This window comes from Bacteriovorax sp. HI3 (genome assembly GCF_059738875.1).
This window is the reverse complement of sequence record NZ_AP026946.1, coordinates 1,679,975-1,699,811: the sequence shown is the minus strand read 5'-3', so window position 1 is coordinate 1,699,811 and position 19,837 is coordinate 1,679,975. Positions and strand designations below refer to the sequence as shown.

The window sequence follows — 19,837 nt, the reverse complement described above, 5'->3', positions numbered from 1 at the left end:
TATACTCCATCGAGAGTTCAGCGCGATATTGCCAGCGACTGCAATAGCATGGTTCGCGAAATCGTCAGCCCGAGTGTTGAAGCAGAAAAAATCAAAAAGAAAGCTTCGGCCGATGAAGCCTTAGAAAGAGTTTATAAATTCAGAACGTCTATCTGGAATAAGATCATCAGTACAAAAGAATTCGAATCATTCAACGACATCGAATACTTTCGTTGGATGGCCATTTACAAGGACGCTAAAAGCGATCTTTCAAATGTTAACCCGGTAAGCATCGAACAAAAAATGGCCTTAATTGAAGTGATTAACGGACGCTTGATTCCAACTGCAATGAATGCAGAAAAAAATCTTTCTGCTGATGTTCAAAAACTCAATGCACTCAAACTCCGTAAACTGCAAACACGCATGAGAAGTTTTGATCTATCTTCAAAACTGACTCGCGATGACCTGGAAGATTTCTCATCAGAGTTGATGTTGATCCTTAAAGGACCTCCGGCAACGCTGCTGGATTATTTTACAAAAAATAAAACGAAACGCATGAACGAGAGACTTATGCGTATGGTTCAAGAAGACATCCTTCTTATGGGATTAAAAGGAATGGTTGAACGCATTCCTGAAAAGCAGTCTTACACATCACTTGAGCGCGGAAAATATATTGTAAAGCGCTTCTTCCAGTACAAAATCTGGAAGTACCTGGTAATCCCATACGACCTTCCATGGTTTGAACGCGTAAAGATCCCTGATGAACTTTTAGAAAAAATTATTATTGATGGATTGGATGCTCATGAGCAAGAACTCATTGCTCACTTAAAAAAGCAGAACATGATCGATCACTATGAACGCTTTAGAAAAGTTTATAAACCAATGGCCTTTGCTGTCGGTTTCTACTTCTACTACGATAAGTTCAATAACCAGATGAGTGGGAAACTGGATGAAAACCAGGAAGAAGAAAAGAAAAGATTCCTAGATGAGTTTAAAGAACTATCAGAATCCATCATGGAAGCTAACGATACGACAATTAAATCTGAGGATACATTAAAGCAGGAGCAATTTGAGCGCGTGCTTGAATCCTTCAGAAAGAAATACAAAGAAGAGCCTACTCCACAAGAGTATGAAGAAATGAGAGCGAAGATTTTCGGTAAATCTTAATTACGCCTGATACTGGTAATACTCTTCCAGCGACTCAGGGTTTGTCAGCGCTTCAAGGTTAGTCACCGGTTTTTTCGCCAGCACTCTTGCCACAGCTAACTCCACCTTTTTTCCAGAACGAGTATACGGGATGTCTTTCACCACATAAATCTCGCGTGGAACGTGCCTTGGTGTCGTATTCTTTTTGATTAAGTCTTTGATCTGTTTTTTGCGCTCTAAAGTTAATTCTTCGTTCGGTTTAAGCTTCACAAAAAGCACAACCTCAACGTCCCCTTCTACCGGGCGTCCAACGCAAAGAGAGTCCAGGATAAAGGCAAGGCCTTCAGTCTGACGGTAAATTTCCGCCGTCCCGATTCTCACTCCTCCAGGGTTTAGAGTTGCATCCGAGCGGCCATAAACAATCACTCCACCGTGCTCAGTGATTTTTACAAAATCCCCATGAGTCCAGACTCCCGGGATTTGGTCAAAGTAAGCGGCCTTGATTTTTTCTTTATTCGTGTCGTTTAGGAAATAGATAGGTCTGCTTGGAAAAGTCTGAGCACACACTAACTCTCCTTCAACTCCAACGACACTCTTGCCGCTTTCATCAAGGGCCTTCACATCCATTCCAAGCCCTCGGCACTGAATTTCTCCGCGGTAAACCGGAAGAATCGGGCAAGCGAGCATAAAACATGAAACGATATCTGTTCCACCGGAAATGCTTCCAAGCAGGACATCTTTTTTAATGTTGTTGTAAACGAAGTCGTATTGCTCAGGTAAAAGCGGTGACCCCGTTGAAAGGATTGTTTCAAGTGTTGGGTAATCTTTAAACTTCGCGTGCGTGTCTTCTAGTGCTTTTAAAAACTTTGGAGACGTCCCGAAGATATTGATCCCTTCTCTTTCAATCACATTAAAAAAATACTCAGGAGATGGAGTTGCCGGAGAGCCTTCATAAAGAACAACTGTTCCTCCTGAATACAATCCGCCCATGAGCCAGTTCCACATCATCCATCCACAAGTTGTGAAGTAAAGAATCTTTTTTTCAGCTGTCATATCACAGTGAAGGCCCATCTCTTTTATTAACTGAAGGAGTGTTCCCCCTTGAGAGTGAACGATACACTTTGGTTTTCCCGTCGTTCCCGACGAGTACATAATGTATTGAGGATGAGCAAAAGGAACTCTGGTGAATTCGATTTTGTCGTCACTCATGTTTTTAGCGATGATTTTTTTGTAGTCCACCGCTTTCGAAAATTTAGAAAGCTCATATCCTCTGCCTAAAAAATCGACCAGGATAATTTTCTCTAAACTAGGAATACGTTTTTCAATCTCAGCAAGCTTCTCTTGCAGGTCAAAATACTTTTCACCGTACTCATAACCTACAGCGGCCACCAGAACCTTAGGTTCAGACTGCCCGAAACGATCAAGCACACCTTCAATCCCGAAGTCACAGCTCGTTGATGTAAACACTCCTCCCATTGAAGAAGCGGCCAGCATTGAGATCGCCGTTTCTGGAATGTTTGGCATATAAGCTGCGAGCACATCCCCTTTTTTCATCACAGATTTCAGATACGTCTGAAGTGCTTTCACTTCTGTGCGCAGTTCTTTGTAAGTGATCCTTCTAGTGCGTTTTGATTCATGCTGAAAATTAAAAGCAACAGCATCGGCCTTGCCATTTTTTAGCAGGTTTTCAGCCGAGTTGATTTTCACATTTCTAAACCAAGTGTAATTTTCAAACCCCTCTTCCAGTAAAGCTGGATCGAGGCTTCCTTCATAGGCCACACCAAAATATGAAATAAGAAATTTCCAAAATAAGTCTTTTTTACCAACCGAAAATGCATGAAGGTCCGCATAGTTATTTAAATTGAGATTAAACTCAGTATTGAGCGCTTTCATAAAAGCGCTCATTTGAGATGATTCAATTCTTTTAGCTGACGGCGACCAAAGCATTTCGTTCATGGCAAAATCCTTACAGAACTTTCTTTAGTGCATCGTTTGATTTTGCCTCAACTTCAGCGTGCAGAGAGTTTCCGTGCGCATCCATTGTGACAACAACCGGGAATTCAGTCACTGATAATTCCCAGATCGCTTCTGGAGACCCAAGGTCTTTCCAGTAAACGTTATCAACCGAGTCGATTTTTTCAGCGAGAACCTGAGCGGCCCCACCAACAGCGTGGAAGTAAACACACCCATACTCTTTACAGCCTGCAAGTGTTTTTGGTCCCATTCCACCTTTACCGATAACTCCTACGATCCCGTAGTCTTTCATAACTTCTGCCTGGTAAGGCTCCTCGCGGATTGAAGTCGTTGGCCCTGCAGCCGTCACTTTATACTTTCCATCTTTTTCAAGAATAACTGGACCGCAGTGGTAAATGATTTGGTTATTTAGGTCTACAGGAGGTTTCACACCTTCGTGTAGTCTTTTGTGAACAGCATCTCTTCCGGTAAAAAGTTTTCCGGTGATTAAAACCATGTCACCAACTTTTAGTTCTCTTACAGCTTCGTGTGAAAATGGGTATTCTAATCTTTTCATATTTGCCTCTTAATATAACCACTTTTTAATTGTGTTGTTTGATGAAAGCTCAATTCCTTGTCTTCTGAATGCCCAGCACATGTATGAGATAGACACGAAGAAAGAGGCAGGCAGACGGTTAAGCGCGCTGATCTTGCAACCAAGAAGCGTCGTCTTTCCACCAAATCCCATAGGTCCGATTCCAAGCTTGTTAGATGTTTCTACGATTTCTGTTTCTAATTCAGCAAGTGAAGCATTGGTGTTTTTGTCATCAAGCTTTCTTAGAAGTTGCTCTTTTGATTCAATGTAGCCCGCTCCGCGGTCTCCACCGATACAAACACCAAGCACTCCCGGGCCGCATCCTTTTCCTTGAGCTTTATGAACAGCATCCAGGATAACTTTGCGAACACCATCTAAATCTCTTCCTGCTCCCAGAGCTGTGTGAGGAAGTGAGTATTGAGCCCCAACGTTCTCACATCCACCACCTTTAAGCATAAGCTTCACTTCAACAGTACTCTTTGCATGTTCATGGTAGTGAATTGAAGGGTGACCTGGCCCAATATTTAACCCCGAGTTTTCTCCCGTTAAAGAGTCTACTGAGTTTTGGCGAAGGTAGCCTTTTTTAGTTGCTTCAACGACGGCCTTTTCAATCAGCTTCGTGAATTTTGATTGATTGAATCCCACTGGGTGAGCGACGTAGAATAAAACTGTTCCCGTGTCCTGACAAAGTGGTTGTGATTTTTTCTTCGCTAAATCAATGTTCGCTTTGATGATGTTCATTGCGTATTCAGCTGTTGTGTTTTTTTCTTCGCGCTCAAGAGCTTCAAGAATAACTTTTTGAACGTCATCTGGAAGTTCAGCACTTGTTACACGGATAAGTTCCAGAAGAGATGCTTCCAGGTCCTTATCACTAGCGCCCGATGCTTTTGCTGCTTTAGGAGCAGCTTTTTTCGCAACAACTTTCGTTGATTTTTTTGGTGCTGTTTTCTTTACAGTTTTCTTTGCAACTTTCTTTGTAACTTGCTTTGCTGCCTTTTTTGCAGCTGGTTTTTTAGTTGATTTCACAGGCTTTGCCGCCTTAGCTTTAGACTGTTTTTTTGCCACTTTTTTGGCGGCCTTTTTTATAGTTTTTTTCTTCATCGCCATACACGAATCTCCGCTAGTTTTTAAGAAATTTAAGTACAAAAATTATAGCAAGACTCCTTTGGATTTAGTACTCTTTTTCCCTATGATTTCCCTTAGTGGTCTAAATGACAAACAGCGAGAAGCGGCCGAAACGGTCGAGGGGCCAGTCCTTATTCTGGCGGGCGCTGGCTCAGGGAAAACCCGTACCATTACCTATAGAATTGCCCACATGGTGGACAACCTGGGTATCAAAGGCGACTCAATCCTAGGGGTGAGTTTCACCAATAAGGCCGCCAAAGAGATGCGTGAACGTGTTGTCACCCTCTTAGGTGCGAAAAAATCACGCAAAATTGCCTTACTTACTTTCCACTCACTGGGAGTGCGAATCCTAAAGAAGGAAATTGATAAACTCGGCTACCACTTAAACTTCTCTATCTATGATCAATCTGACCAGCTGGCGATCGTGAGAGAGGCCCTAAAGCTTTATCACGCAGAGAAGAAATTCGATCAAAAAGATGTTCAAAGTAAAATTAGTTACCTGAAAAATGCTGGTATTACGGAAGACGAATTTGCGGACTCTCCCCACTTTAACCCGGAAGATCCCTATTCCCACGCTACGGAATACGCTTATCGCTACTATCAGGAAAAACTAAAATTTTACAATGCCATCGACTTTGATGACATTCTCTTTTTAACTCTCAAACTCTTTAGACAGAATCCTGATATCGCCCGCGCGTACTCTGAAAAATTTCAATACATCATGGTTGATGAATACCAAGATACAAACGCACTTCAGTTTGAACTCATCCGCCACCTGACAGTCACTCACAACAACCTGTGTGTTGTAGGTGATGACGATCAATCGATTTATGGATTCAGAGGCGCTGACATCACCAATATTTTAGAGTTTGAAAAAACTTTCCCTGAAGCCAAAGTTGTGAAGCTCGAAGAGAACTATCGTTCAGTAAGTTCAATCCTCGATCTCGCTAACAACGTTATTAAAGAAAATAAAAAACGCCGTGATAAAACTCTCTGGAGCCAGAAAAAAAGCGATCATATGCCGCTTCTCTGGGCCATGGGAGACACTGACCACGAGGCCGAAGTTATCGTTGAAGATATCGTCCGCCACCAAGGTAAAGGCGGCCATTTAGGCGATATCGCCATTTTATACCGAAGCAACACTCAAGCACCACCACTTGAAGATCAGCTGCGCATGAGCCAGGTTCCTTACACGATTATCGGAGGACAAAAATTCTACGATAAAAAAGAAGTCAAGGACCTCATGAGTTATCTCTTTGTCATCATGAACCCAAGTGACCAGATGGCCATCAGAAGAATCCTCAACATCCCTCACCGCGGGATCGGGAATGCCACTCTGGAGAAATACCTGGCAAAATCACAAGAGGACAACATCCCTCTTTTTGATGCCCTGGAAAAATACCCGGCAATCGACCCACAACGCTCGGCCGGAATTATTAAGTTTGTTGAACTCATCCGAAAATTCAAAAAAGTTTTCGAGATGCACACTCTTAGCCAGTCTATCAGTACACTGATTGAAGAAATCGATTACCTAAATTTCATCGACAAACAATACGACAACGCTAAACAAGTTGAACGCAGAAGAAACGATGTTATGCACTTTATCGAGTCAGCAGAACGTTTCACCAATTACTATAAAGAAAACGCCGACCTCAAAAACTTTTGCGAACGCCTCCTACTTCAGGACTCTCAAGACAAAGAAGAGATGGATGAAGAACACGACGGCGACGTCAGAAAAAATGAAGTCACCCTCATGACTCTGCACTCATCAAAAGGTCTGGAGTTTAAAAATGTCTATTTAATTGGGATCGAAGAAGAAACTCTTCCCCACAAGAAAACCATTTCTCAAGGTGAAGACATCTCAGAAGAGCGCAGGCTTTGTTATGTAGGTATCACCCGCGCCCAGGAAAAACTCATCATGACTTACTGTAAGCAAAGAAAACTCTTCGGTAAGGAAACTCCACGTTTCGTCTCTCGCTTTTTAAACACTCTTGCCGCCGATAATTTATTTATCGAACAAGACCGTACAACCTTTGGCCACATGTCCGAAGAAGAGGCCACAGACTACAAAAAAAGCTTCTTTTCAAACCTGCTTGGCTCCCTCGACGAAGACTAAATTACAAATTTATTTCCCCTTCAGATAACCCTTTTTGAGGGCGATGAAATGGGCAGATTCTAGGCGCCAAAAGAGTAAGGGAGGAGACGTACTTCTGTACGTCGCACGACCGAGCGATTGCCGGCAACGACGAAGATGCCCGTTTCAGCGCCCTCAAAAAAAAAAGGGGCCATCCTTGGCCCTTCATATAGAATGAATGTTGCCAATCCCTGGCACCAATCACAATTTAATTTTTAACAACTTTTAAAGCTATCTCGCGCACAAAAAACCACTTGGTAGTCATTTCCACTCGAATCTTTTTTACTTCTTCACACTTAATTCCGTGCTCTTCCAAAAGATCACGCAAACGAAGATCGCGGTCATAGAAAACATAAAATTGCTCACGCGCCTTTATGTCGATGACTTTTTCCTCTTCAATCTCTTCACGAGTGATCTCGCGAGTCGACAGCGGATTAGTCCCCCAGACCGCATTGGTCTTACAGCTTTTTGGGTTGATCCTCAAAGAACCACATCCCGAAAGCATAACCAACGCCATCACCAGTATCACCTTTTTCACTTGGTTTCTCCTTTTGAAAGGAGCGTAACCTTGTAGGTGGCCGGGCAATAAAGCCCTAAAGTGACAAAAGTAAAAAATATATCTTTAAATGTATATCTTTGTTCAATCGAGACATAAGACGGGTTGTCGACCCCTTCACCTTGTGTCTCATCCTGAAGATTAAATTCCGCATAAGTCGGAGTCATTCCCCAGAAATAAAAATCTTTCGTTTTTTCGACCTCGATTAGTCTTTCACTTCCCGAACGAGCTCCGACACTAAAGTCCTCTCGCCCGCTGGTGTTAAACTCCATCGTTGAACAGGCATTGGCCAGAAACAACATGAGGAACGACAACGTTAGATTTTTCATCTTCTTTAATTGTGTATCGTTCCGTCTTTCTATGTCAAATTTTTTATTCGCCAGAAAAACGTGGAGAGCGTTTTTCTTTAAAAGACTTCAGTGCTTCAAAGTGATCTGCTGTTCTTTGAGAAATTCCCTGGTAGCTCGCAAGCATATCAAGTGAGGTCTGTAGGTCGTGCAGGTAAGAAACCTTCATCGCTTTTTTAGTCAACTTCTGCGCCACTGGTGCAAGAGAAGCTACGGTGTCGGCCAATTTTTCTGTTTCACTTTCTAGATTTGAATCTTCGAATAAAAAGCTCAGGAGTCCAAAGTCCAATGCTTCTTTTCCTTCATAGCTTTTTGCCGTTAAAAACATCTGCATCGCTTTGGAATATCCGATTACTCTTTGAAGAAAGAATGTTCCCCCATCACCGGGCACAAGTCCCATGCGGGTAAAGGTCTCGGCAAATTTAGATTTAGAGTTTCCTGTACGCATGTCACACATCATAGAAAGATCACAGCCAGCGCCCACTGCCGCTCCATTGACCATGGCAATCACGGGAACAGAAAGATTTTCGATACACTGAGGAATGCGCTGAATACCGTGCTGGTAGCGCGAACGAAGCTCATTGGACTCTCCGGCAAACATTCCGGATTTTTCTTCCATTGCTTTAATGTCCCCACCCGCGCAGAAATTTTTCCCTTTCCCTGTAATAACTACAACCCTGATTTCCGGGTCGAAATCCGCCTGTCTCAAGACCTCTGTTAAAGAGTCGATCATTGGAGTCGTAATAGCATTCATTTGGTCGGGATTATTAAGAGTTACCCATAGTTGATTGTTTTTTTTCACTGCCACTTCAAGGTCTGGAAAGGTCTTCTGGTAAAAGCTCATATGGGGACTCCGTTTAAATAAAACAGTAAATTTTTCATGTTTGATAATGTCTATCTCTTTTTATGATAAATGAATTCTACTCAACAAAACAACACGAACTTTATTTGGAGGACACATGAAATCACTTTTAGCAGTATTCGTTCTAGCTCTATCACTAAACGCAATGGCCTATGAATCAGGAATGGGAAGAAATGGACCATACACTGTTGGACCATTAGGATATACAGACCCTTCAGTTTCTTCAGCTGGTGTAGGTGTAATGTCTGCAGGTTCATCAGTAGGATCATCAGTTGGTAACCCAACTCTTGGAACATCTGCTGGAACTTCAGCTTCTCTACAAATGAAGGCAATCGCTCAAGCTGTAGAAAACGACGCTCAAAACTACCTTCAAACGGGTGAAATGAGCCTTCTTCTTAACAACCAAGTTAACAACATCCTAGCTCAAAACGGTGAGCTTTCGGTTGAAGAAGCTGTTTCTATCGTTCTTGAATTCGCTGAACTACACCTTCAGTAATTATTTTCTAGAATAAAAGACAAAAAAAAGGCCTCCGAAATGGGGGCCTTTTTTATTTTATCAGCCCTTGTTGGCCAGAAATGCAGTTAAGCTTTTTGAAGATGACCCTTTAGAAAGCTTGCTTAGAATAAAGCTTGAAGCTTGGGCCAGTTTTTCCATGTTCACGCCAGTTTCAATCCCCATTGAAGAAAATAGATACACTAAATCCTCAGTGGCCACGTTTCCAGACGCTCCCTTTGCGTAAGGGCATCCCCCTAGTCCTCCTGCTGATGAATCAAAACTCGTCATCCCCATTTCAAGAGAGGCCAAAATATTGGCCACCGCCATTCCACGGGTGTCGTGAAAGTGCATTGCAAAGAAGTCCAGGCTGAAGTCCGACTTTAAAAATTCGATTGTTTCTTTAACTTGTAATGGATTGGCCACTCCAATTGTGTCCCCTAGAGAGATCTCATGGACTCCCAGACTTTCTAAATGATTGGCCACTCGCTTAAGTTCAACCAGGCTGGTTTTCCCTTCATAAGGGCAGCCAAAAACCGTTGAAATATACCCTCTAGTCTTAAGGCCCTCTTTATTGGCCCTTGCCATCACGGCATCAATTCTCTTGAGGGATTCATCAACTGTCGCATTGATGTTTTTTTGGTTAAATGTATTTGATGTCGCCGTAAAAACCGCGATCTCTTTTACACCGGCACGAAGGGCATTATCGAGCCCTTTATCATTGGGAACCAGAGAAATAAGTTTCGCCTTTTTAAGCGCCTCTTCTTTTACAAGCGCCCCATAAAGTTCAACCCCATCACTCATTTGCGGGATTTTTTCTGCACGGACAAAACTAGTCGCTTCGATTTCAGAAAGACCTGCGTCTGCCAGCATTCTGATGAACGTCACTTTGTCTTCTAATGAGACAATAGTTTTTTCATTCTGAAGCCCGTCTCTTGGACCGACTTCAACGATACGAACTTTTTTTGGCATGTGACTTAGCATAACTTAACCAGCTCCACGCCACCTTGCACTTGATCGCCTTCTTTATAGAAAATCTTTTCGATCTTCCCTTTTTTGTTGGCCTTAATCGTATGCTCCATCTTCATCGCTTCCATCACCAGGATTGGAGTTCCCGCTTCAAGCTCAGCGCCTTCGCTTACCAGAACTTTTAAAATTTTTCCTGGCATTGGGCTCACCATCTGACCGTGGTCACCGCTCTTTCCTTTTCCTCGCACTCTTCTTGGCGTATCAATCGAAAACTCGATTCCATCCACTACAATATGAGTGTCCAGTGCGACCACTGATGAATTGGTATTGTTGTAATTTAAGTTTAATTTGTAATCATCGATGTTGCCTAGATTGACTGCGTATTCAGTCCCATCAAGGTTAAAAAGAACAAAACGTGGGTTTTGTTCAATAATGTCCACATCAATAAGTTCTTCGTTTAATTGGATTTGTCTTTTCATTAAATATTCCTAAAGCCCGACAGGCGTTCCCAAACACTATTAGTCTTGAATTCTTGAGAAGAAACACTCTTCCCCTGATCTTTTTTTAGCAAGAAAGCGGCCACGGCCAGCGCTCTTTGCTCTTTTGAAGCTTGCTTCTTCTGCAGTTTATCTTCGTATGTTTTTACAAAATGCGTGTACGTCGTCCCAGCTAAAAACTCAGGTAAAGTCAGGATGCGCTTTAAGTAGTCACGGTTAGTTCTTAGTCCTAAAAATAAAATATCATTTAGGGCAAGATTTAATTTTTGTGCTGCTACTTCGCGGCTTTCTCCCCAGCTGATAAGTTTTGCCAGCATTGGGTCAAATGAAATTGTCACAACGTTGCCGTCAACATAACCGCAGTCCAGTCTTGTATCACGAACTGTTGTCTTCCCGATTTTTTTAATGGTCCCAATACTTGGAAGAAACCCGTTATCCGGGTCTTCAGCATAAAGTCTCACTTCAATCGCATGACCCCTTTGCTTGATGTCGTTTTGAGTGAAAGGAAGCTTATCCCCTTGGGCCACAATAATCTGCAGGCGGACAAGGTCTAGTCCTGTCACCATTTCAGTTACCGGGTGCTCTACCTGAAGTCTCGTGTTCATTTCCAGGAAGTAGAAACTTCCATCGGTATCAAGGATCAATTCAATTGTTCCTGCGCCTTCGTAGTTAATCCCGCGAGTAATCTTTATCGCTGCTTCCGTCATCTTTGCACGAAGCTCAGGTGAAACAGCAGAGCTTGGAGACTCTTCTACAATCTTTTGGTAACGGCGCTGGATTGAGCACTCTCTTTCATAAAGGTGAAAGTGATTGCCGTGCCTGTCGCTCATGACCTGGATTTCAATATGGCGAGGTGAAGTGATGTATTTTTCCAGAAGAACAGTGTCGTCTCCGAAAGCGTTCATCGCTTCTCTTTTAGCTCCTTCCAGGGCGTCTTGGAATTCGCTTTCGTTATAAACGATTCTCATCCCTTTACCACCGCCACCAGCAGAAGCTTTAATTAAAACCGGAAGACCGATTTTTTTTGCTTCTTTAACCAGGAAACTAATTTCCTGATTGTCACCGTGGTAACCCGGAATTGAAGGAACTCCTAGTTCCTGAATTTTAATTTTAGAAGTCTTTTTATCTCCCATTAGGTCAATTGATTCTGGAGATGGACCAATAAAAATAAGACCTGCATCTTTAACTTTTTTAGCAAACGAAGATTTCTCTGAAAGAAATCCGTATCCAGGATGCACAGCATCCGCACCACAGCTACGCGCGATCGCGATAATTTTATCTTGGTTCAGATATGTTTCTTTTAAAGGCCCTGAACCTAGACTAAACGATTCGTCACCGGCCAAACAGTGAGGTAATCCTACTTCTTCATCAGAATAAAGAGTAACGGTTTTAATCCCCATTTCACGGGCCGTCTGAATTACTCGCAGGGCAATTTCCCCGCGGTTAGCAATTAAAATCTTCGTAATTTTTTTTGTCGTCATGATTAATACCAACTCGCTTTTCTTTTTTCTAATAATGCACTCATGCCTTCCTGACCTTCTGCTCCTGCGCGAGCTTTGGCAATCATCTCACAAGTAAAGTCGCGGGCGTCTTCCATTGTTTCAGCTCTCACCACGCGGTTAATAAGTTCTTTTGCTCTGACAGCAGCACTTGGCCCTGCCAGTAAGAAATCTGCTACAACTCTTTCAATTTCTGCATCCAGATGTTCGCTAGTTGTTACCTGGTGAACAAGTCCCATGACAAAAGCGCGGGACATGCTGATCTTGGCCCCACTTAAGAAACTTGCTCTAGCGTGAGACTCACCGATTTTAGCGATAACAAAAGGAGAAATAACTGCTGGTAGAAGTCCTAGTCTTACTTCAGTAAAAGCAATTGTAGCTGTGTCTACAGCGACTACGTAATCACAACAAGCAACGAGCCCTGCTCCACCACCAAGGGCCGAACCGTTAATCTTTCCAATCACCGGACGCGTGAAGCGGTTGATGACAGTAAAAAGCTCCGCTAAGTTTTGCGAGTCCTTCACGTTTTCTTCATGCGAGTAATCTTTCATGCGTTTCATCCAATTCAGGTCAGCTCCCGCACAGAAAGACTTTCCTTCACCAGTTAAAATCACCAAACGAACACCAGAGTTATTTTCCAGGTCGTTAAAACAAACGATTAAATCGCGGATTAAATCGTCGTTAAAAGCATTGTGAAGCTCCGGACGATTTAACGTCACCGTCGCCACTCCTCTTTGATCAATATCTAATTTATAAAGCATAAACTTTTCTCCAATTACATTCTGAAGACACCAAACTTCGCCTCTCCGATACCAGAGTTAAGTGAAGTGGCGATCGCTAATCCTAAAATATCTCTCGTCTGAGCAGGATCAATCACCCCGTCATCCCAAAGCCTTGCACTTGAGTAGTAAGGGCTTCCCTCTACTTCGTATTTATCTAAGATTGGTTTTTCAAAAGCTGCTAATTCCTCAGGAGACATTTCTTTTTTCCCTGAAGCTTTTAGACCGCTTTGTTTGACTGTTGATAAAACTTTTGCTGCCTGCTCGCCCCCCATGACGGAGATACGAGAGTTAGGCCACATCCATAAGAAGCGCGGACTATAAGCACGCCCACACATTCCGTAGTTTCCGGCACCAAAAGATCCACCGATAATAACCGTGAACTTTGGAACTTGAACAGTTGAAACCGCCGTTACCATCTTGGCACCGTGTTTAGCGATCCCTTCGTTTTCGTATTGGCGACCAACCATAAAGCCAGTGATGTTTTGTAAAAAGAGAAGAGGAATTTTTCTTTGACCGCATAGCTCGATAAAGTGCGCGCCTTTTTGAGCACTCTCAGAAAAAAGAATCCCGTTATTGGCGACGATCCCAATCTGATGGCCGTGGATTCGTGCAAATCCCGTAACCAGAGTATTACCATAGCGCTCTTTGAATTCATGGAATTCACTTCCATCAACCAAGCGGGCAATAATCTCTCTTACATCAAATGGTTTTCTCGTATCTTTTGGAACAATTCCGTATAGCTCTTCGCTTGAGTAAAGAGGCTCTTTTACTTCTTTTGCCTCAAGGAGTCCCTGAAGTTTTCCAGGAGATTTGAAGTTGAGGTTCTCAATAATATTTCTGGTGATAATGAAAGCTTCTTCTTCATCGTTAGCCAAGTGATCTGAAACCCCGCTGACTCTCGTGTGAACATCTGCTCCACCTAAGTCTTCTGCTGAAACAATTTCACCCGTTGCTGCTTGAACTAACGGAGGTCCACCAAGAAAGATTGTCCCGTTATTTTTGACGATAACCGTTTCATCACTCATGGCCGGAACATAAGCTCCACCAGCAGTACATGAACCAAGAACAACAGCAATCTGAGGAATCCCTTTTGCTGACATCTGTGCTTGATTATAAAAAATTCGACCGAAGTGATCTCTATCCGGGAAAACTTCGTCTTGTTTTGGAAGGAAGGCCCCACCGCTGTCTACCAAGTAGATACATGGCAGGTTATTTTCAAGAGCAATCTCTTGAGCGCGCAAGTGCTTCTTTACCGTCATCGGGAAATACGTTCCACCTTTAACAGTTGCATCGTTAGCTACGAATAAACATTCAATTCCGTGAACGCGACCAATCCCCGTCACCATTCCGGCCGCAGGAACATCGTCTTCGTAAAGATTGTAAGCAGCTAAAGATGAAAGCTCGATAAAAGGAGAACCCGGATCAAGGATCTTTTCAATGCGCTCTCTCGGCATGAATTTTTTTCTATCGTGATGGCGTTTTACTGAATCAGCGCCACCGCCAAGTTTGATAGTTTTTAATTTTTCCGCCAGCTCCTCACGAAGGCCCTGATGGTATTTTTTGTTCTCTTTAAAATCGGCAGAATTGGTGTCTATGTTAGACTCGATAACGTCCATGAAAAGTCCTCGTAACTATGAGCATTAATTTATCCTCATATATTAGAAAAAAGAGCCTTTTTCGTAAAGCTTTACCTGTGCGTGCGCTATGCAGTAACCCACAAATGATTTTCTTTACATCACCAAAACGACCATATAGCATTTATGCTTTAATATTACTTAAGGAGTTACTCTTATGAAGTTCTGTCTTTCGATCTTAGCATCACTACTTGTAGCAACAACTGCTTTCGCTGCGCCTTCTGACATTGTTTCAGGAAGCACAAACTCAAACCTTTTCTTCTCTAAAAACAGCGACGACAAGTACGAAGCTTCTCTTTACCTAGCGACTGAATACGACCATGCATTCGAAAATGGTCTACAAGTTGGTGGATTACTAGAAGGTGCATTCACTGATGACGATAACGCTTTCACATTCCTTGTTGGTCCAGGTTACAACATGAACGCACAAGACCTAGGGAACTCTTTCTACGGAACTGTTAAAGCTGGTTTCACAAGAGTTTCAATCAATGGAGATAAAAACACTGAGTTCACAGCAAGAGCTGAATTCGGAAAAAGATTCAAACTTTCTGAATCTGTAAGCTACGCTCCAGGTGTTGCAGTAACTCACGTTTTTGCTGACGAAACTGACCCAACTTTCCAAGTTAACATCTTCAAATTTTCTTTCTTATTCTAATTTGAGATATGAAAAGGGTCGCCTTTAAGGCGGCCTTTTTTTTTGATCAATGACCTAAGTTTCTTATTTTCGCTCAAAAAAAGACTTAAACTCTTCACAATTCAAAAAAAAACAGCCTAAATAATTGTTATGAATAATACTTTTTCTCAGAAACCTTTTTCCTTAAAGGATTACCTCAATCAAATTTCACAATCATTAGCTCAGATTGCCGACGATTCTCACTCTCTTAAAATAGCATTACGAAATATTTTAATAGGCCTATGCGCTGAAAAAAAAGAACTCCCAACAAATTCAGACCTTGAACTCGTTTATACTTCGTCTACAGCATTAGGATTTACATTATGGCAACACTTAGCTGCAGTCGAGAGACTTCAAGGCCATGAAGAATGGCAAAAAAATAATCAAGTCTTATGGGATGAAATTTTAAGCGCACAAAAGACTGTTGGACTTGGAACAACTCACCTGGCCCATGCAGGAAAGGCTCCGCTTTCTGGCGAACTTATCAATGATGAATATCTAATCACTGGCCATATCCCATGGGCGACAGGCACGGGAATATTTGATTATATCCTGCTGGCCTTCGAAGCTGGAGAAGATAGAGTTTTTAGTATTATTCCTTTCCCGACAACTCTCAAAAGAAATGAGAATGTCGAAGTTCTACCCTATAAACTTTCATGTATAAATGGCTCAAGTACATCGAAAATCAACTTCACTCGTTTTTCTATAAAAAAAGAGCAAGTCATTTTTCTTTTGGACAAAAAAGTCTCAAGACCAAACCGTAAATCACAATATATTTTCCCTGAAATTGGGATGGCCGTTTCTGCAATTAATATGGCTGAAAATATCTTATCCACTTCGAGCAACCCAAGGCATCTAAAGGCAAAAAAAGAAGTTTCTATTCTAACTCAACGATTAAGTGATTTTCGATATGATCTTTCACGTATTCACGAACTAAATCCTGTCTTGGTTTCATATAAAAAGGATGAACTTATTCGAGATGCTGTTCGTTTTCTAATTCTAATAGCAGGGGGAAGTGCGATGTCTTCAGGCTCTCTTCCATCACGTTTACTTTCAGAAACCATGCTTCTTGATGTTCTTATCCAAGACCCGCTACTAATTGAGCATAAAACAACTATGACTTCTCATGAATCATTCATTACAAGTTTTTAAAAATCATTCTTAAAGAAGGCTTTCCTAAATTTTATCTCGAAGCTCTGTCTTTTTCTGCCTGATACTGGCGGTAGTCGTTGAAGAGCGGGCTGTTGTAAACGATGCGGGCAAGATCTTTGTTTCTCTCATTTAAAAGAGGCACAAACATACTCTTACCGTTGTATGAAAATGTCTTAACAGGTATATCGTAAATCTTATCCAGGTGGCGAACTTTGATAATGAATGAGTCTGCAGGCACAATACCTAAACTCTTTAAAGACTCTTTTCTTAAAGTCGCTAAATTTTCTGAATTCACTACAGACTGCTCACCTTCAACCCCTTCGGCCCCCTGAGCTCTTGTCGCTTCAGCTTCGCCCTTACCGTTAGCAACGGCGCCTGAAGCTCCGGCACTCGACTTCGAAAGTCTTCCTGCTACCGCAGATGACCCATAATCATTAGATGCTGAGTTCGAACCAAAATCATCCGATGCTGTATTTCTTCTAGGATCTGCAGCATTGGCGGAGTTACCAGAACTTCCTGCCCCACGGCTGATTTCTCTGTCTGTCAGTTGGTTTTGCCAGCCACGAAGCTTAGACTCCCATGCACTTAAATTATCACGATACTGATCTAATCTATTCTGTTCTGCCTGACTTAGGTTAACTGGTCTTGCAACTTCAGCACTTGATCCTTTTGGAGCAAGCACCATGCGGTTATTATCCGCAATCGTCGAGAGTTTCTCCTCATCAGTTCCTTTTACACTATTAATAGCTTCTGCCAGCTCTGCACGAAGTTTTTTCATTTCTTCCGTGCGGTCATTTTCGGCCGATGAGGCATCAGACTTCTTCGCCTTCGAAGCAACAGTCTCTGCGCCCCCTTTCATATTATTGTGAACGAGGCTTCTTCTAAAGTCTTCATTCGCACTATTTGGATTAGATGAGACGAATGAATTGAAGCGTTCGTCATTTCTCATCATTTGATTATTGACCATATCACCTTGAGTCTCTTGCTTCATGGCCATTTTATTTTGGGCCAATTGAGCAGACGATGAAAGTGAAGCTACACCTGGATCAATTTTCTTTTCTACGAATTCAGCTGTTTTTTCAGCAACAGTGATTGGAGTGATTTTTTTACCCTCGGCGAGAAGAGTTCCTTCAACACCTACGAAGTTTTGATAGAAAGATGAAAACCCTCTCGCTTTCGTAGTTTCTCCATTCAAATAAGATTCTGATGAACCTTTTGCATATTTTACAACTTCTTCATCTTTCTCTAATGACTTTAAAAAGGTAATTTGTTTTTGAATTTGTTGGTCACAGCTTGTTATATCATCTGACTTTTGACAAAGTTTCAGTAGATCTTCACTTTTTAGTGGCCCACCATTTTTACAAGAATTAAACCCTTTCACCTGTGGATTGCTACAGTCGTAAAGACGGCAAAAGTTATCTACAATGATAGCAATATCATTATTTGTTGGGATTGCTCTAGTATCTTCAAGAAATTTTTCGTCCCAAGATGCAACTGTTTCACCTTTTGTAAAAACAGCATTATTCCCTTCATCCTCGCCTTCAGCATTTTTTAAGCCACAACTGAATCCCTTGGCGATTGTACGATTAACTTCAGTTTCTTCCCCTTCTCCTTTAAAGAATTCGGATGCAAACTCATCATTCATTGCCAAATGATCCAGGTCATTACAAAGATATTCTTCAATGTTTTTGGCGATCGTTTCACATTTATTAGCTAAAACTTTAGCAAATTGCTGTTGGGTATCTTTGGAATCAAAAAATTTATCAATAAAGATTTTTTGAGAACCATCTTTTGCTTGATAGCTTTTCATCTGTTGCTCAAATTTCTTTAAAAGAGCAGCTCCTTCCGGTCCTAAGCTCTCAGCGTCTTTAAGCATCTTAAATTGAGGATAGGTTTCATAAAACTTCTCAATTCTAAATTTCGCAGCAATAGCCGTTCCACCTGTTGCTTGCAATGAAGAAATAAAATCGACCGCAGCACTTTGACTAAACTGTGAATCCAAAAAGAAATGCCCCGTTGTTCCTGAGGCTGGACAGCTATTAACTTTCTTCTGTTTTGCTCCTCTTAGTTCTCCCATTTTGGCGCGCATTCTTTCTAAGAGATTATCTTTCTGGCCTTTTCCCAGAGATGCAGTAGGGAATTTATTTAGCAAATGAGCTAATTTATTAGCATATAATTTTTCATCTGCTCCACTTCCACATTTTGGGCTAGCGATAACATCAAGACGACATTTTCTTTCTACATCTTTTGAATCCATTCCCAGATCGAGACCAATCTGATCAAAATATCTATCCATGATAACGATTTCTTCTAATCTTTGACTCGCTTTTGTAGCTAATTTATCAGCAAGCTTATCGTTAACTTTATCTTCAAATGCATTTTTTACTTTAGGATCATTAGATACAGCTTTTGTTAAATTGCAGTCAAAAGCTGAAAGACTATTTAAACCAATCCCACCATTCTTTTTTAAGCATGGAATTTTTGCATCATCTGCAAATGCAGAAGCCAGAGATAATACTCCAGCCACTGATAATATTAATAGGCTCTTAAAATCTTTTCTCATTACTACTTATATAAAGTTAAATATTCTGCAGGACATCGCTTTCCAGGAGATTTTGAATACTCTGCCCCATTTTCACACAAAAATTTTATAAACTCATTCAGACCTTTTTCTTCAATATTGGCAAATCGTCTATTGTTAAAAGCATACTGAATATAATCAAGAACTGTTTGCCCTTGGCTATTTTTAGAATTGATAATCTTTCTAAAAGTTCCTGGATCTTTTTTATTTGTATAATACTTCTTCAAATACAACATATATTGCATTCTATCTGTTGAGTTTTCTGCAATGACATGAATTAATGGAGACATTGTCTGAGCAATATACATTGGCTCACAGCCTGCTTCTTGCCAATAACCATCAATATTTCCATTTACAGCTGTTTCTTTCATTGAGTCCAACATCTTCTTATTAAAATCTTTCTCGCCTCTTAATCCTGGAACAGTCATACAGTAAGCAGAAAGATAGATGAAGAATGATTGCTCTTCCTGGCTCATCGCCTTATCCGAAACCATCGCAATCGCTCTCGCCGACCTATTGCCTGTCAAAGGAAACCCTGGTGCTAAATCAGGCGTGCAAGTGACACAATCTTTTTGCAGCACTTTTACTATCTCTGAAGTGACCACTGATGGCTTTTGAGCAGGAGCATTAGTGTTTGATGGAGACATAAATGCACACACTGCAAAGGAATGCATCGTAACCGTAAGGATGGCCAACAATTTTAAAGGCCTGTTTTTCAAAATTTGCAGTCTCATTTTTCCTAGTCCTAATTCTTATATTTTTAGAATTATAGGCTAGTTATCGAAAGATCCGGGCAAACACTTTAGTCGTGATATTAAAAAGATCGGGTAAGTGGCTTTATTTACCTGAGTAATGTGCTC

General features: G+C 41.6%; 16 protein-coding genes and 1 pseudogene. 5 read left to right on the top strand and 12 right to left on the bottom strand.

Annotation, left to right across the window (positions count from 1 at the left end):
* Positions 1-48 precede the first annotated feature (48 nt).
* On the top strand, positions 49-1,146 hold the full coding sequence (locus tag AC6JA8_RS08465; RefSeq protein WP_497976670.1) for a hypothetical protein: 1,098 nt from the start codon (positions 49-51) through the stop codon (positions 1,144-1,146).
* Here the strand turns inward: AC6JA8_RS08465 and AC6JA8_RS08460 are convergent, their stop codons facing one another.
* On the bottom strand, positions 1,147-3,081 hold the full coding sequence (locus AC6JA8_RS08460; RefSeq protein ID WP_497976669.1) for an acetoacetate--CoA ligase: 1,935 nt from the start codon (positions 3,079-3,081) through the stop codon (positions 1,147-1,149).
* A gap of 10 nt (positions 3,082-3,091) precedes the next feature.
* A pseudogene (locus AC6JA8_RS08455) lies at positions 3,092-4,534 on the bottom strand (FumA C-terminus/TtdB family hydratase beta subunit).
* Between the two features lie 328 nt (positions 4,535-4,862).
* Between AC6JA8_RS08455 and AC6JA8_RS08450 the strand changes: the two are divergent.
* Positions 4,863-6,914 (top strand): ATP-dependent helicase, encoded by a 2,052-nt coding sequence (locus AC6JA8_RS08450; protein WP_497976668.1) that lies wholly within the window; start codon positions 4,863-4,865, stop codon positions 6,912-6,914.
* Positions 6,915-7,140: 226 nt separating this feature from the next.
* Here AC6JA8_RS08450 and AC6JA8_RS08445 read toward each other — a convergent pair whose 3' ends face one another.
* From AC6JA8_RS08445 to AC6JA8_RS08435, 3 genes are read right to left on the bottom strand one after another with little or no spacing between them, the layout of a single operon-like run.
* Positions 7,141-7,470, bottom strand: coding sequence for a hypothetical protein (locus AC6JA8_RS08445; RefSeq protein ID WP_497976667.1), 330 nt, complete (start codon positions 7,468-7,470; stop codon positions 7,141-7,143).
* On the bottom strand, positions 7,467-7,817 hold the full coding sequence (locus AC6JA8_RS08440; protein ID WP_497976666.1) for a Bor/Iss family lipoprotein: 351 nt from the start codon (positions 7,815-7,817) through the stop codon (positions 7,467-7,469). Before AC6JA8_RS08440 ends, AC6JA8_RS08445 begins: the two co-directional genes overlap by 4 nt.
* A gap of 43 nt (positions 7,818-7,860) precedes the next feature.
* On the bottom strand, positions 7,861-8,679 hold the full coding sequence (locus AC6JA8_RS08435; RefSeq protein WP_497976665.1) for an enoyl-CoA hydratase-related protein: 819 nt from the start codon (positions 8,677-8,679) through the stop codon (positions 7,861-7,863).
* 115 nt (positions 8,680-8,794) lie between these two features.
* Between AC6JA8_RS08435 and AC6JA8_RS08430 the strand changes: the two genes are divergently transcribed.
* Positions 8,795-9,193, top strand: a complete 399-nt coding sequence (locus AC6JA8_RS08430) for a hypothetical protein (protein WP_102243395.1) — start codon at positions 8,795-8,797, stop codon at positions 9,191-9,193.
* Between the two features lie 60 nt (positions 9,194-9,253).
* On the opposite strand, the gene AC6JA8_RS08425 is transcribed toward AC6JA8_RS08430, so the two are convergent.
* Genes AC6JA8_RS08425 through AC6JA8_RS08405 form a run of 5 tightly spaced genes read right to left on the bottom strand, consistent with a single transcriptional unit; the run spans position 9,254 to position 14,553 of the window.
* Positions 9,254-10,162, bottom strand: a complete 909-nt coding sequence (locus AC6JA8_RS08425; RefSeq protein WP_497976664.1) for a hydroxymethylglutaryl-CoA lyase — start codon at positions 10,160-10,162, stop codon at positions 9,254-9,256.
* A 5-nt stretch (positions 10,163-10,167) separates the two neighbouring features.
* Complete coding sequence (locus tag AC6JA8_RS08420) at positions 10,168-10,638, bottom strand: acyl-CoA carboxylase biotin carboxyl carrier protein subunit (protein WP_497976663.1); 471 nt, start codon at positions 10,636-10,638, stop codon at positions 10,168-10,170.
* The gene (locus tag AC6JA8_RS08415; protein WP_497976662.1) at positions 10,638-12,137 is read right to left on the bottom strand and encodes an acetyl-CoA carboxylase biotin carboxylase subunit; all 1,500 of its coding nucleotides are present in this window, start codon (positions 12,135-12,137) and stop codon (positions 10,638-10,640) included. The genes AC6JA8_RS08420 and AC6JA8_RS08415 overlap by 1 nt, the downstream gene beginning before the upstream one ends.
* Positions 12,138-12,139: 2 nt before the next feature.
* Positions 12,140-12,916, bottom strand: a complete 777-nt coding sequence (locus AC6JA8_RS08410; RefSeq protein ID WP_497976661.1) for an enoyl-CoA hydratase-related protein — start codon at positions 12,914-12,916, stop codon at positions 12,140-12,142.
* Positions 12,917-12,930: 14 nt separating this feature from the next.
* Entirely contained in the window at positions 12,931-14,553 is a 1,623-nt protein-coding gene (locus tag AC6JA8_RS08405; RefSeq protein ID WP_497976660.1) for a carboxyl transferase domain-containing protein, read from the bottom strand.
* Between the two features lie 175 nt (positions 14,554-14,728).
* Here AC6JA8_RS08405 and AC6JA8_RS08400 point away from each other — a divergent pair, with 175 nt between their 5' ends.
* Together AC6JA8_RS08400 and AC6JA8_RS08395 are read left to right on the top strand one after the other, a co-directional pair.
* Positions 14,729-15,226 (top strand): hypothetical protein, encoded by a 498-nt coding sequence (locus AC6JA8_RS08400; protein ID WP_497976659.1) that lies wholly within the window; start codon positions 14,729-14,731, stop codon positions 15,224-15,226.
* Between the two features lie 129 nt (positions 15,227-15,355).
* Positions 15,356-16,396, top strand: coding sequence for a hypothetical protein (locus AC6JA8_RS08395; RefSeq protein ID WP_497976658.1), 1,041 nt, complete (start codon positions 15,356-15,358; stop codon positions 16,394-16,396).
* Positions 16,397-16,427: 31 nt separating this feature from the next.
* Here AC6JA8_RS08395 and AC6JA8_RS08390 read toward each other — a convergent pair whose 3' ends face one another.
* Both AC6JA8_RS08390 and AC6JA8_RS08385 read right to left on the bottom strand, forming a co-directional pair.
* The gene (locus AC6JA8_RS08390; protein ID WP_497976657.1) at positions 16,428-18,923 is read right to left on the bottom strand and encodes a hypothetical protein; all 2,496 of its coding nucleotides are present in this window, start codon (positions 18,921-18,923) and stop codon (positions 16,428-16,430) included.
* 38 nt (positions 18,924-18,961) lie between these two features.
* A complete protein-coding gene (locus AC6JA8_RS08385) occupies positions 18,962-19,711 on the bottom strand; it encodes a hypothetical protein (protein ID WP_497976656.1) in 750 nt (249 codons plus the stop codon).
* Between the last annotated feature and the right edge of the window lie 126 nt (positions 19,712-19,837).

Bases quoted from the DNA above. Each gene is read 5' to 3' on its own strand.
- AC6JA8_RS08440 (WP_497976666.1), bottom strand. From the start codon at position 7,817: ATGAAAAATCTAACGTTGTCGTTCCTCATGTTGTTTCTGGCCAATGCC.
- AC6JA8_RS08395 (WP_497976658.1), top strand. From the start codon at position 15,356: ATGAATAATACTTTTTCTCAGAAACCTTTTTCCTTAAAGGATTACCTC.
- AC6JA8_RS08405 (WP_497976660.1), bottom strand. From the start codon at position 14,553: ATGGACGTTATCGAGTCTAACATAGACACCAATTCTGCCGATTTTAAA.
- AC6JA8_RS08400 (WP_497976659.1), top strand. From the start codon at position 14,729: ATGAAGTTCTGTCTTTCGATCTTAGCATCACTACTTGTAGCAACAACT.
- AC6JA8_RS08425 (WP_497976664.1), bottom strand. From the start codon at position 10,162: ATGCCAAAAAAAGTTCGTATCGTTGAAGTCGGTCCAAGAGACGGGCTT.
- AC6JA8_RS08420 (WP_497976663.1), bottom strand. From the start codon at position 10,638: ATGAAAAGACAAATCCAATTAAACGAAGAACTTATTGATGTGGACATT.
- AC6JA8_RS08460 (WP_497976669.1), bottom strand. From the start codon at position 3,081: ATGAACGAAATGCTTTGGTCGCCGTCAGCTAAAAGAATTGAATCATCT.
- AC6JA8_RS08410 (WP_497976661.1), bottom strand. From the start codon at position 12,916: ATGCTTTATAAATTAGATATTGATCAAAGAGGAGTGGCGACGGTGACG.
- AC6JA8_RS08385 (WP_497976656.1), bottom strand. From the start codon at position 19,711: ATGAGACTGCAAATTTTGAAAAACAGGCCTTTAAAATTGTTGGCCATC.
- AC6JA8_RS08415 (WP_497976662.1), bottom strand. From the start codon at position 12,137: ATGACGACAAAAAAAATTACGAAGATTTTAATTGCTAACCGCGGGGAA.
- AC6JA8_RS08450 (WP_497976668.1), top strand. From the start codon at position 4,863: ATGATTTCCCTTAGTGGTCTAAATGACAAACAGCGAGAAGCGGCCGAA.
- AC6JA8_RS08435 (WP_497976665.1), bottom strand. From the start codon at position 8,679: ATGAGCTTTTACCAGAAGACCTTTCCAGACCTTGAAGTGGCAGTGAAA.
- AC6JA8_RS08465 (WP_497976670.1), top strand. From the start codon at position 49: ATGGTTCGCGAAATCGTCAGCCCGAGTGTTGAAGCAGAAAAAATCAAA.
- AC6JA8_RS08430 (WP_102243395.1), top strand. From the start codon at position 8,795: ATGAAATCACTTTTAGCAGTATTCGTTCTAGCTCTATCACTAAACGCA.